Below are 15,888 nucleotides of genomic sequence, written 5' to 3' on the forward strand. Positions count from 1 at the left end.
TTTGAGTAACTACTGGGTAAGTCCATGGAGGTATTCCACAAGCCCCGGCGGGGCTGACGGGCGCAATGATACACCGCTTGGCGGTTTGAAATGTTAAAAAATCGCGGCTGAAACAAGCGCTTGCAAGACAAACTTGAGCACTGTCCTGATCCTTCAAAGTACGACGACGCATCCTGAAAAGAAAACACACGACCCGAGCAAAAGGTGACGACTACGCTAAAAAGAAATCGTCATGGAGGACGCTTGATGTCAGCTTACGTACGCTATTTGTTACTGATCGCCCTGCTCTGCAAAACGGCGACGGCAGCCGCCACCACCATCCACAGATGCGAAGCAACCAACGGGCGCATCACCTTCACAACCCTCAGCTGTACAGCTGATGAGAGCCTTTCGATACACGAAGTCCGTACGTATTCGCCAGGTACCGAACCACTCGCCCTCATGCCCGGGCCCGAGTCTCGCGCCTCATCCGGTTCAAAAAGCAAAGGAAGCAACCCAACCATTGTCGGAAAGAGCGAAGACGGCTGCGGGAATCTGATCAGCGCCAGAGAACGGCGTGAAGCGATCATCAATCAGCGAGTAGTCGCCGGCATGAGCCAGCAGGATGTCGAAAGTGCGCTAGGCAAGCCAGACACGATCAGTATTCGCAATTCGAGTACGAGCTATCGCTACGAAAGCAAGCGAGGACGCCGCGCACAAATCGAATTCGATGAAAGAGGATGCACGAAAGGAAAAGCCAAATCCCAGACGGCAAAAAGCCCGCATTAAATGCGGGCTTTCTGTTGTATGGTGCACTCGACAGGATTCGAACCTGTGACCGCTCGGTTCGTAGCCGAGTACTCTATCCAGCTGAGCTACGAGTGCATTTGTGTTTTTATACCAGGTCACAACTGGTTGAAGCCAAGTTATTCGCATCACTGCAAACAACTCTTAAATGGTGCACTCGACAGGATTCGAACCTGTGACCGCTCGGTTCGTAGCCGAGTACTCTATCCAGCTGAGCTACGAGTGCATTTGTTGCCGCGCATTATAGGCCGTCTAATCTCTATGTCAAACACTTTTTCTAGTAATTTCAACAACTTACCGAAGAAGCCAGATTACAACGTACTAAGCAAATAATGGCGGAGAACGGGGGATTCGAACCCCCGACACCCTTGTGAGGTGTACTCCCTTAGCAGGGGAGCGCCTTCGGCCACTCGGCCAGCTCTCCGCAACACGGGGCGTATATTAACCAGCTTCTTCCCCGTTTGCAAACATAAAAAACGATAAAAATTAATGGCTTGGTTCTTCGTCCTTCTCTTTCTTGATGCGCAGGTAGATTTCCTCTCGGTGGACAGCTACCTCTTTCGGGGCGTTGACCCCAATACGCACTTGATTTCCTTTGACGCCGAGCACGGTTACGGTGATTTCGCCATCACCAATAATCAGGCTTTCTGCGCACCGACGAGTCAGAATCAGCATACCTTTCTCCTCACGCCTTACATTTCAGGGACAACAGTCTGCAAAAAAAAGGCACTCGACCTACAGCCAAACCGGCCGAAGTCCTACATGCCTGAGTATTGACTAGCGCGAGCAAAAGAACAGCCTGAGGGTCGCGCCTTTCAAAAAAACAAAGGGCGCGGTCAGACCGCGCCCTTTGGCAAACGCATCACTCGCCCTGGCGGGCCGGTGCGTCCAGTTCGAAAGCTGTGTGCAGGGCGCGCACAGCCAGTTCCAGGTATTTCTCTTCGATCACTACGGAGACTTTGATTTCCGAAGTCGAGATCATCTGGATGTTGATGCTTTCCTTGGCCAGGGATTCGAACATACGGCTGGCTACGCCTGCGTGAGAGCGCATGCCAACGCCGACGATCGATACCTTGGCGATCTTGGTGTCGCCGACAACTTCACGGGCACCCAGCTCGCCCGCGGTTTTTTCCAGCACGGCTTGCGCCGCCTGATAGTCGTTGCGGTGCACGGTGAAGGTGAAGTCGGTGGTGTTATCGTGCGCAACGTTCTGCACGATCATGTCGACTTCGATGTTCGCGGCACTGATCGGGCCGAGAATCTTGAAGGCAACGCCCGGGATGTCTGGCACGCCACGGATGGTCAGCTTGGCTTCATCGCGGTTGAAAGCGATACCGGAAATGATCGGCTGTTCCATGGTTTCCTCTTCATCAATAGTAATGAGGGTGCCCGGACCCTCCTTGAAGCTGTGCAATACGCGCAGCGGGACGTTGTACTTGCCGGCAAACTCGACCGCTCGGATCTGCAACACCTTGGAACCGAGGCTGGCCATTTCCAGCATCTCTTCGAAGGTAATCTTCTCCAGGCGCTGGGCCACTGACACCACACGCGGGTCAGTGGTGTAAACACCGTCGACGTCGGTGTAGATCTGGCATTCATCAGCCTTCAGGGCTGCTGCCAGCGCCACACCGGTGGTGTCGGAGCCGCCACGACCGAGGGTGGTGATGTTGCCGTGCTCGTCAACGCCCTGGAAACCGGCGACAACCACCACGCGACCGGCCTTCAGGTCACCGCGAATCTTCTGGTCATCAATCTGCAAGATACGCGCTTTATTGTGCGCGCTATCGGTCAGAATTCGAACCTGGTTACCGGTATAGGACACCGCTGGCACGCCGCGCTTCATCAACGCCATGGCCAACAGTGCAATCGTCACCTGCTCACCGGTGGAAACGATCACATCCAGTTCACGGGGAACCGGTTGATCTTCGCCACTGATTTGCTTGGCCAGATCGATCAGACGGTTGGTTTCGCCGCTCATTGCAGACAGCACAACCACCAGGTCATCGCCGGCATCGCGGAATTTCTTAACCTTGTCGGCGACCTGCTCGATTCTCTCGACAGTGCCGACCGAGGTGCCTCCAAATTTCTGTACGATCAAAGCCATTTCAAAGCCGCCTCTGCCCATGAAGGGCGCCCAAATAATCACTCAAACAGCGTTCCGGCCCGCCACTAGACTGCGGGCCGGAGGCACTGCCTTATAAACCCTGCTCTACAAACGGAACGGCCAGAGCCAGTGCTGCATCCAGTGCGCCGGCGTCGGTACCGCCGCCTTGCGCCATGTCTGGACGACCACCGCCCTTCCCGCCCACTGCCGCAGCGGCTTGCTTCATCAAATCACCGGCTTTGAGTTGGCCAGTCAGGTCTTTGGTTACGCCTGCAACCAGAACGACCTTTTCCTCATGGACACTGCCGAGCAGGATCACTGCGCGGCCGAGTTTGTTTTTCAGTTGATCGACCAGCGCCAGCAGCGCTTTGCCGTCCTGACCGTCCAGACGCACGGCCAGCACTTTCACATCCTTGACGTCCAGCGCTTGAGACGACAGATCGTCGCCCGCCGCACTGGCAGCCTTGGCTTGCAACTGCTCGAGTTGCTTCTCCAACAGACGGTTGCGCTCCAGCACAGCCGACAGCTTGTCGATCAGGTTGTCGCGGCTGCCCTTGACCAGGGTGGCCGCTTCCTTGAGTTGTTCTTCAGCTGCGTTCAAGTAAGCCAGTGCCGCAGCGCCGGTGACGGCTTCAATACGACGCACACCCGAAGCCACACCGCCTTCGCTGATGATTTTCAGCAGGCCGATGTCGCCGGTACGGTTGGCGTGGATACCGCCGCACAGCTCGACGGAGAAGTCGCCACCCATGCTCAGCACGCGCACGTTGTCGCCGTACTTCTCGCCGAACAGCGCCATGGCACCTTTTTGCTTGGCGGTTTCGATGTCGGTTTCTTCGGTTTCAACGGCAGAGTTCTTGCGAATCTCGGCGTTGACGATGTCTTCCAGTGCCTTGATCTGCTCAGGCTTGATCGCTTCGAAGTGGCTGAAGTCGAAACGCAGGCGCTGACTGTCGACCAACGAACCTTTCTGCTGAACGTGCTCGCCCAGCACTTTGCGCAATGCAGCGTGCAGCAAGTGGGTGGCCGAGTGGTTCAGCGAAGTGGCGTGACGCACGTCAGCCTCGACGTGGGTTTCCACTGGAGCGCCAACGATCAGGCTGCCCGAGGCCAGCACGCCGTGGTGCAGGAACGCGCCGCCGGTCTTGGTGGTGTCACGCACGTCAAAACGGGCATTGCCAGCCTGCAGGTAACCGCAATCACCGACCTGACCGCCGGATTCGGCGTAGAACGGCGTCTTGTCGAGAACGATCACGCCCTCATCGCCTTCGCTCAGTACGTCGACCGATTGGCCGTCTTTGTACAGGGCAACGATTTTTGCCGAACCGCGGGTATCGGTGTAGCCGGTGAACTCGGTGGCCACGTCAACCTTGACCAGGGTGTTGTAGTCCAGGCCGAACGAACTGGCCGAACGCGCACGAACACGCTGGGCTTCCATCTCACGTTCGAAACCGACTTCGTCGATGGTCAGCTCGCGCTCGCGGGCGATGTCGGCGGTCAGGTCCATCGGGAAACCGTAAGTGTCGTAGAGCTTGAACACCACGTCGCCCGGCACCACGGTACCTTTGAGTTCGGCCAGGTCCTGCTCCAGAATTTTCAGGCCGTGCTCCAAAGTCTTGGAAAACTGTTCTTCTTCGGCCTTGAGTACGCGCTCGATGTTGCTCTGTTGCTTTTTCAGTTCCGGGAACGCTTCGCCCATCTCGGCAACCAGTGCAGCAACGATCTTGTAGAAGAAGCTACCGGTGGCGCCCAGCTTGTTACCGTGGCGGCAAGCACGACGAATGATCCGGCGCAGCACGTAGCCCCGGCCTTCATTGGACGGCAGAACACCGTCAGCGATGAGGAAACCGCACGAACGGATATGGTCGGAAACAACTTTCAGCGAAGACTGATCGCCATTTTCACAACCGATCGCCGCGGCAGACGCGCTCAACAGGTTCTTGAACAGGTCGATTTCGTAGTTGGAGTTGACGTGCTGCATCACCGCACTGATCCGCTCCAGGCCCATGCCGGTATCGACCGATGGCGCTGGCAACGGATGCAACACGCCATCGGCGGTGCGGTTGAACTGCATGAATACGTTGTTCCAGATCTCGATGTAGCGGTCGCCGTCTTCTTCAGGCGAGCCCGGTGGACCGCCCCAGATGTGGTCGCCGTGATCGTAGAAAATCTCGGTGCATGGGCCACACGGGCCGGTATCGCCCATGGTCCAGAAGTTGTCGGACGCGTATGGCGCGCCCTTGTTGTCGCCGATGCGGATCATGCGCTCGACCGGCACGCCGATTTCTTTGGTCCAGATGTCATACGCTTCATCGTCCGAGGCGTAGACGGTGACCCAGAGTTTTTCCTTCGGCAGTTTCAGAACGCCGGTCAGGAAGGTCCAGGCGAAGGTAATCGCATCGTGCTTGAAATAGTCACCGAAGCTGAAGTTACCGAGCATTTCGAAGAATGTGTGGTGACGAGCGGTATAACCGACGTTTTCCAGGTCACTGTTCTTACCACCGGCACGCACGCATTTCTGGCTGCTGGTGGCGCGGGTGTATGCACGCTTTTCCTGGCCCAGGAAGCAGTCCTTGAACTGGTTCATCCCCGCGTTAGTGAACAGCAGGGTTGGGTCGTTGCCCGGAATCAAAGAGCTGGAGGCTACACGGGTGTGGCCTTGCTCTTCGAAGAAGCGAAGGAAGGCTTCACGGATTTCTGCGCTTTTCATTAGGTTCTTCCACGGAGGCTGCGGCCAAAGGCCTGTTCGAAACGTCAACAGACGAAGCGACGGCAAAGGGCCGCATTATATCGGCCCTGCGCGCGGGGTACAGCGTGTTTATACGATAGAAACGGTCAATTGGACGGCTAACGCTATCACTTGCGCGAAAAGTCGACGAATGTCGCGACGACCTGCTCGATTTGCGCCCGGCTGACGTCCATGTGCGTCACCAGGCGCAGACGAGCGGCGGCACTGAGCTTGATGCCTCGTTCGGCAGCGAACGACTTGATCGCCTCGGCCTTGTCGCCCATTGAGACGTAAACCATGTTGGTCTGTACCGGCTCGACTTCGTAGCCCGCCTCACGCAAGCCTTCAGCCAGCAACTGTGCATTGGCGTGGTCGTCGGCCAGGCGCTGAACGTTGTGATCCAGTGCATAAAGGCCTGCCGCCGCGAGAATCCCGGCTTGGCGCATCCCGCCGCCGACCATCTTGCGCAAGCGCCGGGCCTTGGCGATCAACTCAGCCGAGCCGCACAACACCGAACCCACTGGCGCGCCCAGGCCTTTGGACAGGCACACCGAGACGGAATCGAAATGCTGAGCAATTTCCCGCGCATCAACGCCTAGCTTGACCGCTGCGTTGTAGAGCCGTGCGCCATCCAGGTGCAACTGCAACCCGTGCTCACGGGTGAAACTACGCGCCCGGGCCAGGTATTCCAGTGGCAGAACCTTGCCTTGCATGGTGTTTTCCAGCGCCAGCAGACGAGTGCGGGCGAAATGGAAGTCGTCCGGTTTGATCGCGGCGGCGACCTGCGCCAGGTCCAGCGAACCATCGGCCTGCACTTCCAGCGGCTGCGGCTGGATCGAACCGAGCACTGCCGCCCCGCCACCTTCGTACTTATAGGTGTGGGCCTGCTGCCCGACGATGTATTCGTCGCCGCGTTCGCAATGGGCCATCAAGCCCAGCAGATTGCTCATGGTGCCGGTCGGCACAAACAGGGCGGCGGCGAAACCTAGGCGTTTGGCCAGTTCGGTTTCCAGGCGGTTGACCGTCGGATCTTCACCATAAACGTCATCCCCGGTGGTGGCGGTGGTCATCGCGTCGAGCATGCCGGCGGTAGGTTGGGTGACGGTGTCGCTGCGAAGATCGATAACGCTCATGAATCTGGCCTCGGTAAGCAGGGGAAATCCCTTTCAGAAAGAATTACTGCGGTCATGCCGGTGAATATTCAACCCTTGCGCACGGATAATGCCCATTAATACAGCGAAATACTCGATGACAATCATCTGAAAGCATCGATGCACGCGTAGGAAATATGTGATAAAAACGCTGCGCCGCCAAACATTCTGGCGGCAAAAACGTTCTCAGGGCGGGGTGCAACTCCCCACCGGCGGTAATTGCGCGCAATGCGCATAGCCCGCGAGCGCTTGGCGGCGACACTGTTTCGGCGGTGATTGGCGGCAAGGTCAGCAGACCCGGTGTGATCCCGGGGCCGACGGTCATAGTCCGGATGAAGAGAGAACGGGATTGGCGCCAAAGGGCCGTCCGCAGGCATTCGTGCCGGCGTGCATACCCTTAAATCCCATTCGATTCATATGCCCTGTTTTTTACACAAACAGGAGTCAGAACATGCAACCCACCGCAATCGACAGCAAAAGCAAAAACCATCAGGGCGAGCGCGTTGCGTTCATCCAGGCCTGCTGGCACAAGGATATCGTTGATCAGAGCCGTAAAGGCTTTCTCGCCGAGATGATTGCCCAGGGTTACCAAGAGTCCGACATCGATTTCTTCGAAGTGGGCGGCGCCTTTGAAATGCCCCTGCACGCCAAGTTGCTGGCCAAGACTGGTCGTTATTCAGGCATCGTCGCAGCAGCCCTCGTGGTGGATGGCGGCATCTACCGTCACGATTTCGTCGCCCAATCGGTTGTCAGCGGCCTGATGCAGGTTCAGCTGGAAACCGAAGTGCCGGTGTTCTCGGTGTCCCTGACCCCGCACCACTTCCATGCCGGCGAAGAACTGCATCACAAGTTCTTCTTCGATCACTTCGTGCACAAAGGCCAGGAAGCGGCGAAGACGTGTGCGGATACGCTGATGAAGATCCGCTCGCTACGTCGCACCGAGCCGCGTGCGGTAGCCGTCTAAGCCCGCAAAACCCTGTAGGAGCTGACGAGTGCAACGAGGCTGCGATCTTTTGATCTGCAAGAATCAAGATCAAAAGATCGCAGCCTTCGGCAGCTCCTACAGGGACTGTGTCAGGCCAGGTTTTCGTCGGTGGTCGGCACGATCAGGATGCCGGCGCGCAGGCCGTTCTTCACCTTGGGGTTCGGGAAGATGATCCGGGCGCCCTCTTCTTCGATGATCCAGCGGGTATTGGCGATGTCTTCCGCCAACAAATAGCCCACCTCCAACTCCGAAAAGTTCTCGATATCCACTGGCAGGTTCAGGCGGAAGCTGTCGCTGTGCTTGATGATCTCCCGCGCCACGCTGAACAGCTGCAAACCATCCAGTGATGCTTCGGTGATTTCCGGCTCGGTGCCACTAATGATCTGTTTGAGACGCGTCTCCAGCAGCGAAACGTTGACCCCGTCGTTCTGCCCGAATGGCCGCGCCTTGCCCAACTCCAGCGTGAAGGCCTCAGCGCCGAGCTTGTCGTAGGTGTAAGAACTGAACACGATGGATGGTTTGTTCTGCAGCAGCACCGCTTCCATGCCCGATGCGCGCAAGCGAGCGAGTTCCTGACGCGAGTGCTGGCGATCTTCCTTCCACGGGTACAAGGCGAACTGCTCGATTTTCGAACCACGAATCGCGGTGTGCAGGTCGTAGTGCAGGCGCTGGCGATCCGGCAGGCTGAAGAAACTCGCTGCCAGCCGCTCAAGCTCACAAGCGCGCAGGGCTTCGGAGCCGCTGCTTTGTTCGTGACGGCCATTGAACAGCCGGTTGACGTCCTGCTCGACGAAACGCTCGCCTTTGCGAATCGCCTCGGGGTTGCCGAACAGGAACAGAATACGTGCGCGCGGTTTCAGGTCGCCGCGGGCGATGTCATGCAACAGGCGATCAAGCAGCTCGATCGGCGCCGTTTCATTGCCGTGGATCCCCGCCGACAGCAGCAGGTCCAGGCCATTGTCGCGAGCTTCAGGTGGCCGGACTTCCAGCGCACCTTCGCTCAACCAGCGCATCCGCACGCCTTCGACAGTCAGTTGAGTCTTCTCCGCCGGTTCGCGGCCGGCGAGGGTCAGTTCAAGCAGTTTGCCGAGGGCGAGCATAGAGCGGTTTCCTTAGTGGTCGTGATTGCAATCCGGGCCGTGGACGTGGTCCTCGTCGTCGCCGACTTCAGCCGGTTCCATCTCCAGTTGCAGACTTACCAGATTAGTCGCCAATGGGCGCAACAGCAGGTTGGCGTATTCGGCATCACCTTCTTCGACGTCCACGCCGATCAGCAATTGGCCACGGCCGTCCTGCTGGATCCACAGCTCTTTGCCTTGCCACAGGACCGCAACACGGGTGCAGGAAGTCTCCAGTTGCGTGCCGTCGGTGTCTTCAAGGATCAGCTGCAGGGAATCACTCATTTTTTACGCTCTCGTTTGAGATGAAGCGACGCACTGCCATGGGAGACCGCGCGCCGTCGATCAATTGATCTGGAATGGATAAACCGCGCCCAGTTTAAGGATTTGCGTCAGTTCATCCAGTGCCGTCCGGCACTCAAGCAGCAATTGCGGGTCCGCCAGATCGTTTTCGGTCATGCGGTCGCGGTAGTGCTTCTCGACCCATTCGGTCAGAGTGCCGTACAACGGTGCCGTCATGATAACCCCTGGGTTGACCGCCGCCAGTTCGGTTTCGTTGAGCGCGACGCGCAGTCGCAGGCAAGCCGGGCCACCACCGTTCTGCATGCTCTGCTTGAGATCGAAGACTTTCACTTCGCGGATCAGGCCGCCGGAGCTGGTCAAACCTTGCAGGTAGTTCCAGACGCGTTCGTTGCCACGGCATTCTTCCGGCACGATCAATAGCATCGAGCCGTCAGGACGCGACAGCAATTGGCTGTTGAACAGGTAGGAACGAACGGCGTCTTCCACGGTTACCGCGGAACGCGGAACGCACACGGACTGAAATTTCCCACCGACCTTGGCGAGTTTGCTCTGCAATTCAGCGAGCATTTTCTCGGTCTCGAGGAACGCGTCCTCGTGATAGAACAGCACTTCACCGTTGCCGACTGCGATCACGTCATTGTGAAAAACGCCCTGGTCGATCACCGAAGGGTTCTGCTGGGCGTAGACCACGCCGTCATCGCTCAAGCCGTGCAAACGGGCCACGGCCTGGGACGCTTCGAGGGTCTGGCGCGCCGGGTATTTTTGCGGCGCCGGGTAGCGGGTGTCGAACGCGCTGCGGCCGAACACGAAAAATTCAACGCCGGCGTCGCCGTACTCACGGCAGAAACGCGTGTGGTTGGCCGCGCCTTCGTCGCCGAACTGTGCCACGGCCGGCAATGCGGCGTGGTGAGCGAAGTGTTGCTGATCGGCGAACATCGCCCCCAGCACACGGCTGGTGGTCGGGTGCTCGATGCTGCGGTGGTATTTGCAGTTGAGGTTGGCGGCGGTGAAATGCACGCGGCCGTCAGCGGTGTCGGCGCTCGGGCTTACGGTGGCGGCGTTGGCTACCCACATGCTCGACGCCGAGCAACTGGCGACCAGCAGCGGCATAGCTTCTTTGGCGGCGCGTTCGATCACTTGAGCGTCGGTGCCGGCAAAGCCCAGGCGACGCAGTGCAGCCACATCCGGGCGCTCTTGCGGTGCCAGTACGCCCTGCTGGAAACCCATTTCCATCAGCGCTTTCATCTTCGCCAGGCCTTGCAGCGCAGCTTCCTTGGGGTTGGAAGACTGCTGGCTGTTGCTCTGGGACGCGACGTTGCCGTAGGACAGGCCGCCGTAGTTATGGGTCGGCCCCACTAGACCGTCAAAATTGACTTCATAGGATTTCATCAGCGAGGCTCCACGAGAATTCTGTTGTTATAGGCTTCAGTAACTGGATTTGAGACCGGGGTGCGGCCATCGCCAGCAGGCTGGCTCCCACAGTGGATTGCGTCGTACACATAATGTGTGAACACCGCCGAACCTGTGGGAGCCAGCCTGCTGGCGATGGGCGTCACGCCATCTTCACGCCAGGCGTGAGGGTCGCAGGCAATACCAGGCTCGGCGTTTCCAGCGAGGCCACCGGGTACGCGCAATAGTCCGCCGCGTAGTAGGCGCTGGCGCGGTGGTTGCCCGAGGCGCCGACGCCGCCGAATGGCGCGCTGCTCGCGGCGCCGGTCAGTTGCTTGTTCCAGTTGACGATACCGGCGCGGCTTTCCAGCCAGAACTGCTGGTAACGCGCTTCGGAATCCGACAGCAGGCCAGCAGCCAGACCGTACGCGGTGTCATTGGCTTCAGCGATGGCCGCTTCAAAATCAGCGTAGCGGATCACTTGCAGCAGCGGGCCGAACAGTTCTTCGTCAGGACGATCGGCCACGGCGGTCACGTCCAGAATGCCCGGCGTCAGCAACGCCGATTGAGCCTGTGGCTGAGTCATTTCCAGCAGTGCCACGGCGCCATTGCCCAGCAGATGTTCCTGCGCATCCATCAACGCTTTCGCAGCGCCAAGGGAAACCACCGAGCCCATGAACGGCGCCGGTTGCTGATCAAAGGCACCGACCTCGATTGTCGCGCTGACCGCCACCAGCCGCGCCAGCAACGAGTCGCCCCACGCGCCTTGCGGCACCAGCAAGCGGCGAGCGCAGGTGCAACGCTGACCGGCCGAAATGAAGGCCGACTGAATAATGGTGTACACCGCAGCATCGAGGTCAGCGACCTGATCGACCACCAGTGGGTTGTTGCCACCCATTTCCAGCGCGAGGATTTTGTCCGGACGACCGGCGAATTGTTGGTGCAGGTGATTGCCGGTGCGGCTGGAGCCGGTGAAAAACAGACCGTCGATGCCCGGGTTCGCCGCCAGCGCGATACCGGTTTCGCGAGCACCTTGCAGCAGGTTCAATACGCCCGCTGGCAGACCGGCTTCGATCCAGCACTTGACGGTCAGCTCAGCCACTTTCGGCGTCAGCTCGCTTGGCTTGAACAGCACACTGTTACCGGCCAGCAGTGCCGGCACGATGTGGCCGTTGGGCAGGTGGCCCGGGAAATTGTAAGGACCGAAGACAGCGACCACACCGTGTGGCTTGTGGCGCAACACGGCGGTGGCGTCGCCCAACGGGCCACTCTTTTCGCCGGTACGCTCACGGTAGCTCTGCACCGAGATTGCGATCTTGTTGACCATGCTGGTGACTTCGGTCGCAGCTTCCCACAGGGGTTTACCGGTTTCTTCGCCGATGGTGCGAGCCAGTTCGTCTGCATTGTTTTTCAGGGCGCCAGCAAAGGCTTCCAGCACGGCGATACGCTCTTCCAGCGTGCGGCGTGCCCAATCCGGGAATGCCTGACGCGCGGCTTGCACGGCCGATTCAACTTGATCGACGGTGGCGCCAGTGCCGGACCACAGCACTTGCTGGGTCACCGGGTTCAGCGACTCAAAAGTTTCACCCTGGCCTGCCAGCCATTCACCTGCAATGTATAGCGACTTCATTATTTCGACTCCCGGGCAGCGGACAACGCCACGGCGCGCACTTGATCGCCTGCGTTGAGTTGAAGACGTTTGGCGGTCTGCGGATCGACCACCAGCGTACCGGCGGCGAGACGTGCAGGAGCGGCCGTGATCCGGCAGTCTTCGCGCTTGCGGTTGTGAATGATGAATGGCGTGGCGTCGTCGCCCGGCGTGCCGACGGCCAGCACCAGTGCCTGGCTGTCACGTACCGCACGAATCTTGCCGGTTTCACACTCGATGGCCGGGCCGGCGTCGAAGATGTCGACGTAGCCCTGATAGCTGAAACCTTCGCTCTTGAGCATCGACAGCGCCGGCTCGGTGTCCGGATGGACCTGGCCGATTACGTTGCGCGCGTCCGGCGACAGGAAGCAGGTGTACAGCGGGAACTTCGGCATCAGCTCGGCGATGAACGCCTTGTTGCCAACGCCGGTCAGGTAATCGGCCTGGCTGAATTCCATCTTGAAGAAGTGTCGACCCAGGCTTTCCCAGAACGGCGAACGCCCGGCCTCATCGGAAACACCGCGCATCTCGGCGATGATCTTGTTACCGAACAGCTGCGGGAATTCGGCGATGAACAGCATCCGCGCCTTGGACAGCATGCGGCCGTTGAGACCGCTGCGGTAATCGGCGTGCAGGAACAGCGAGCACAGCTCAGAGTTACCGGTCAGGTCGTTGGCCAGGAACAGCGTCGGGATCTCGCGGTAGATGTTCAGCTCTTGCGAAGCGCTCACCGTCAAACCGACGCGGAAGTTGTACCAAGGCTCACGCAGGCCAACGGCGCCGGCGATGGCGGAAATGCCCACCACGCGACCGTCGTCATCTTCAAGCACGAACAGGTAGTCCGCATCGCCCCGCCCGGCTTCGCCGCGGAAAGTCTTCTCGGCCCAGCCGACCCGATGGGCCAGACGTTCTTCGTTGGCCGGCAAAGTGGTCAGGCCGGTGCCGGTGCTGCGGGCCAGGTCGATCAGAGCGGGTAAATCGCTGCTGCGTACGGGACGAACGATCATGCTATCTCCTCAAACGGGCCGCTTGCGCCACCCGTGAAACTTCGCTGCTGTCTAAACAAGCAATCAGGCCAGGCAGGCGTTAAACCGCAACCAGGCGCACGCTGGCACCTTCACCGACGCCCAGGGCTTCGGCGGCTTCCAGATCCAGGGTGACGGGCTTGCCCGGCGCGTAATCGAGCTCGAGCAAGACTGCGCGGTAATCCTGCAACTGCGCGTTGGCGACCAGGTACTGACGGCCGACGCCTTTGACCGGCTCGCCGATTTTCACGGGTACCACACGGCTCTGGGCAATCGAACGGATACCCGATACGCGGGCATGCAGGGTCGGGCCGCCGTCGAAGATGTCGATGTAATGATCGGTCTCGAAGCCTTCGCGCATCAGGATGTCGAAGGTGATCTGCGCACGCGGATGCACCTGGCCCATGGCTTCTTGCGCGGAGTCCGGCAACAGTGGCACGTAGATCGGGTAATGCGGCATCAGTTCGGCGAGGAACGTCCGGCTCTTCAGTCCGCACAGGCGCTCGGCTTCGGCGTAGTTGAGGTCGAAGAAGTTGCGACCGATGGCGTCCCAGAAGGGCGAGTCACCGTTTTCATCGCTGTAACCAACGATCTCGGTCACTACGGAATCGGCAAAACGCTCAGGATGGCTGGCCACGAACAGCAAACGGCCACGGGAGTTGAGTTCCGACCACGGCGAACCCACCAGGTCGCGCTGCACGTAGAAACTGGTCAGCAAGCTGTTGCCGGTCAGGTCGTGGCACTGCGAGAGCACGTGGATCTTGTTGTGGATCTTCAACTCGCGGGAGGCGTGCACGAAGGTTTCGTTGCGGAAGCTGTAGAACGGCTCGGAGTAACCGGCCGAAGCGACGATAGCCGAGCAGCCGACCAGTTTCCCGGTAGCGGAGTCTTCAAGGACGAAGAAGTAGCTCTCTTCACCGTTGAAGCTCACTTCGGCGGCGAACGAAGCTTCGCTCGCGGCGATCTTGTCGCTCAGGCGTTCAACGTCATCCGGCAAGGAAGTGACACCAATCGGGCTGTCCGCAGCCAGACGCTGTACCTCGCCCAGATCAGCCATTTGCGCAGGGCGCATCACCAGCATGGTGTCACTCCTTAATCTCAGAACTCAGTGAAGAAAATCCCGGGCCATCCCTGACACAACTCAGAGTCAACTGTGGGAGCTAGCCTGCTAGCGATATCGTCCTGTCAGGCAACAATGATGTTGACTATCAGGCCCTCATCGCTAGCAGGCTAGCTCCCACATTTTTGATCCAGCCCGGAACAAAAAATTGGGTTCGACGCCTGAAAAGGTCAGGCGTCGAAGGGTCTATCAGGCTTGCGTCAGTTTTGCAGCGGCACGCTCGAAGCGGTCCAGACCGGCATCGATGTCGGCGTCTTCCACCACCAGGCTCGGGGCAAAGCGCACCACGTCCGGGCCGGCTTGCAGGACCATCAGGCCTTCTTGTTCAGCGGCGTTGAAAATGTCCTTGGCCTTGCCTTTCCAGGCATCGCTCAGCACGCAACCGATCAACAGACCCATGCCGCGCACTTTGGTGAACAGGCCGTACTTCTCGCCGATCTGCTCAAGGCGCGCCTTGAACTTGTCGTGCTTGGCATTAACGCCAGCCAGCACTTCAGGGGTGTTGATCACGTCGATCACGGCTTCCGCGACCGCACACGCCAGCGGGTTGCCGCCGTAAGTGGTGCCGTGGGTACCGACGACCAGGTGCTTGGCCAGGTCTTCAGTGGTCAGCATCGCTGCAATCGGGAAGCCGCCGCCCAGGCTCTTGGCGCTGGTCAGGATGTCCGGGATCACGCCGTAATGCTGGTAGGCGAACAGATGGCCGGTACGGCCCATGCCGGTTTGCACTTCGTCGAAGATCAGCAGCGCGTTGTTCGCGGTGCAGAGGTCGCGGGCGCCTTGCAGGTATTCGAGTTCGGCCGGAATCACACCGCTTTCGCCCTGGATCGGCTCCAGCACCACCGCGCAAGTCTTGTCGGAAATGGCGGCTTTCAGCGCGGCCAGATCGTTGTACGGCACGTGGGTGATACCGGTGATTTTCGGACCGAAACCGTCGGAGTACTTCGACTGGCCACCGACGTTGACGGTGAACAGGGTACGGCCGTGGAAGCTGTTGAGCGCGGCGATGATTTCGTACTTCTCGCTGCCGAAACGGTCGAAAGCGACACGACGGGCCAGCTTGAAGGCGGCCTCGTTGGCTTCGGCGCCGGAGTTGCAGAAGAAGGCGCGGTCGGCAAACGTGGCGTCGATCAGCTTATGGGCCAGGCGCAGGGCCGGCTCATTGGTGAACACGTTGGACACGTGCCACAGCTTGTTCGCCTGTTCGGTCAAGGCACCGACCAGCGCGGGGTGCGCGTGGCCCAATACGTTAACGGCAATGCCGCCGGCGAAGTCGATCAGCTCGCGTCCGGACTGGTCCCAAACGCGGGAACCGGCGCCACGCACAGGAATGAATGCGGCAGGCGCATAGTTGGGAACCATTACCTGATCGAAATCGGCGCGTTGTACCGCAGCGTGCTCAACGGACATCGGAGTCTCCTGAAGAGAAAACACTCGCCTGAAACTGGCGAGCTTGGTGAGGATTGTAAGGACAGTTTTCAGCCCGGCCTTGCCGCCAAGCGACAACTTCTTATAGCGCAAACCCCGGATT

At 59.3% G+C, this 15,888-nt stretch carries 13 protein-coding genes, 3 tRNA genes and 1 riboswitch; of the genes, 2 read left to right on the forward strand and 14 right to left on the reverse strand.

What is annotated here, in order from left to right:
- Positions 1-246 precede the first annotated feature (246 nt).
- Positions 247-768, forward strand: coding sequence for an outer membrane protein assembly factor BamE (locus KVG88_RS21310; RefSeq protein WP_150705110.1), 522 nt, complete (start codon positions 247-249; stop codon positions 766-768).
- A 19-nt stretch (positions 769-787) separates the two neighbouring features.
- Here the strand turns inward: KVG88_RS21310 and KVG88_RS21315 are convergent.
- From KVG88_RS21315 to ltaE, 7 genes are all read right to left on the reverse strand, one after another.
- A tRNA-Arg gene (locus KVG88_RS21315) sits at positions 788-864 on the reverse strand.
- A gap of 71 nt (positions 865-935) precedes the next feature.
- A tRNA-Arg gene (locus KVG88_RS21320) sits at positions 936-1,012 on the reverse strand.
- Positions 1,013-1,119: 107 nt separating this feature from the next.
- Positions 1,120-1,210 (reverse strand) — tRNA-Ser (locus tag KVG88_RS21325).
- A 62-nt stretch (positions 1,211-1,272) separates the two neighbouring features.
- Entirely contained in the window at positions 1,273-1,461 is a 189-nt protein-coding gene (csrA, locus tag KVG88_RS21330; protein ID WP_002554426.1) for a carbon storage regulator CsrA, read from the reverse strand.
- A gap of 187 nt (positions 1,462-1,648) precedes the next feature.
- On the reverse strand, positions 1,649-2,890 hold the full coding sequence (locus KVG88_RS21335; protein ID WP_150705111.1) for an aspartate kinase: 1,242 nt from the start codon (positions 2,888-2,890) through the stop codon (positions 1,649-1,651).
- 91 nt (positions 2,891-2,981) lie between these two features.
- Positions 2,982-5,600, reverse strand: a complete 2,619-nt coding sequence (gene alaS, locus KVG88_RS21340) for an alanine--tRNA ligase (protein ID WP_217872687.1) — start codon at positions 5,598-5,600, stop codon at positions 2,982-2,984.
- Positions 5,601-5,746: 146 nt separating this feature from the next.
- Complete coding sequence (gene ltaE / locus KVG88_RS21345) at positions 5,747-6,751, reverse strand: low-specificity L-threonine aldolase (RefSeq protein WP_217872688.1); 1,005 nt, start codon at positions 6,749-6,751, stop codon at positions 5,747-5,749.
- Between the two features lie 196 nt (positions 6,752-6,947).
- Positions 6,948-7,118: riboswitch (FMN riboswitch) on the forward strand.
- Between the two features lie 102 nt (positions 7,119-7,220).
- Between ltaE and KVG88_RS21350 the strand changes: the two genes are divergently transcribed.
- Positions 7,221-7,733, forward strand: a complete 513-nt coding sequence (locus KVG88_RS21350; RefSeq protein WP_150705114.1) for a 6,7-dimethyl-8-ribityllumazine synthase — start codon at positions 7,221-7,223, stop codon at positions 7,731-7,733.
- Positions 7,734-7,843: 110 nt separating this feature from the next.
- Here the strand turns inward: KVG88_RS21350 and astE are convergent, their stop codons facing one another.
- The 7 genes from astE to KVG88_RS21385 all read right to left on the reverse strand — a co-directional run bounded on the left by astE (position 7,844) and on the right by KVG88_RS21385 (position 15,767).
- Positions 7,844-8,854 carry a succinylglutamate desuccinylase gene (gene astE, locus KVG88_RS21355; RefSeq protein WP_150705115.1) on the reverse strand — a complete coding sequence of 337 codons (1,011 nt, stop codon included), beginning with the start codon at positions 8,852-8,854 and terminating at the stop codon, positions 7,844-7,846.
- Between the two features lie 12 nt (positions 8,855-8,866).
- Complete coding sequence (locus KVG88_RS21360) at positions 8,867-9,157, reverse strand: topoisomerase II (protein WP_150604280.1); 291 nt, start codon at positions 9,155-9,157, stop codon at positions 8,867-8,869.
- A gap of 60 nt (positions 9,158-9,217) precedes the next feature.
- Positions 9,218-10,564: an N-succinylarginine dihydrolase gene (gene astB, locus KVG88_RS21365; protein ID WP_217872689.1), complete on the reverse strand. Its 1,347-nt coding sequence runs from the start codon at positions 10,562-10,564 to the stop codon at positions 9,218-9,220.
- Between the two features lie 163 nt (positions 10,565-10,727).
- Positions 10,728-12,197 carry a succinylglutamate-semialdehyde dehydrogenase gene (gene astD, locus KVG88_RS21370; RefSeq protein ID WP_191630570.1) on the reverse strand — a complete coding sequence of 490 codons (1,470 nt, stop codon included), beginning with the start codon at positions 12,195-12,197 and terminating at the stop codon, positions 10,728-10,730.
- A complete protein-coding gene (gene astA, locus KVG88_RS21375; protein ID WP_150705118.1) occupies positions 12,194-13,219 on the reverse strand; it encodes an arginine N-succinyltransferase in 1,026 nt (341 codons plus the stop codon). The genes astD and astA overlap by 4 nt, the downstream gene beginning before the upstream one ends.
- Before the next feature lie 79 nt (positions 13,220-13,298).
- Positions 13,299-14,318 (reverse strand): arginine/ornithine succinyltransferase subunit alpha, encoded by a 1,020-nt coding sequence (gene aruF, locus KVG88_RS21380; RefSeq protein ID WP_150705119.1) that lies wholly within the window; start codon positions 14,316-14,318, stop codon positions 13,299-13,301.
- Between the two features lie 228 nt (positions 14,319-14,546).
- Positions 14,547-15,767 (reverse strand): aspartate aminotransferase family protein, encoded by a 1,221-nt coding sequence (locus KVG88_RS21385; RefSeq protein ID WP_150705120.1) that lies wholly within the window; start codon positions 15,765-15,767, stop codon positions 14,547-14,549.
- Between the last annotated feature and the right edge of the window lie 121 nt (positions 15,768-15,888).

The sequence above is a fragment of the Pseudomonas azerbaijanoccidentalis genome (assembly GCF_019145495.1).
GTDB classification, from domain to species: domain Bacteria; phylum Pseudomonadota; class Gammaproteobacteria; order Pseudomonadales; family Pseudomonadaceae; genus Aquipseudomonas; species Aquipseudomonas azerbaijanoccidentalis.

Coding starts and splice junctions, on each gene's coding strand:
- aruF (WP_150705119.1), bottom strand. CDS start 14,318: ATGCTGGTGATGCGCCCTGCGCAAATGGCTGATCTGGGCGAGGTACAG.
- KVG88_RS21385 (WP_150705120.1), bottom strand. CDS start 15,767: ATGTCCGTTGAGCACGCTGCGGTACAACGCGCCGATTTCGATCAGGTA.
- alaS (WP_217872687.1), bottom strand. CDS start 5,600: ATGAAAAGCGCAGAAATCCGTGAAGCCTTCCTTCGCTTCTTCGAAGAG.
- KVG88_RS21310 (WP_150705110.1), top strand. CDS start 247: ATGTCAGCTTACGTACGCTATTTGTTACTGATCGCCCTGCTCTGCAAA.
- astB (WP_217872689.1), bottom strand. CDS start 10,564: ATGAAATCCTATGAAGTCAATTTTGACGGTCTAGTGGGGCCGACCCAT.
- csrA (WP_002554426.1), bottom strand. CDS start 1,461: ATGCTGATTCTGACTCGTCGGTGCGCAGAAAGCCTGATTATTGGTGAT.
- ltaE (WP_217872688.1), bottom strand. CDS start 6,751: ATGAGCGTTATCGATCTTCGCAGCGACACCGTCACCCAACCTACCGCC.
- KVG88_RS21360 (WP_150604280.1), bottom strand. CDS start 9,157: ATGAGTGATTCCCTGCAGCTGATCCTTGAAGACACCGACGGCACGCAA.
- KVG88_RS21335 (WP_150705111.1), bottom strand. CDS start 2,890: ATGGCTTTGATCGTACAGAAATTTGGAGGCACCTCGGTCGGCACTGTC.
- astA (WP_150705118.1), bottom strand. CDS start 13,219: ATGATCGTTCGTCCCGTACGCAGCAGCGATTTACCCGCTCTGATCGAC.
- astE (WP_150705115.1), bottom strand. CDS start 8,854: ATGCTCGCCCTCGGCAAACTGCTTGAACTGACCCTCGCCGGCCGCGAA.
- KVG88_RS21350 (WP_150705114.1), top strand. CDS start 7,221: ATGCAACCCACCGCAATCGACAGCAAAAGCAAAAACCATCAGGGCGAG.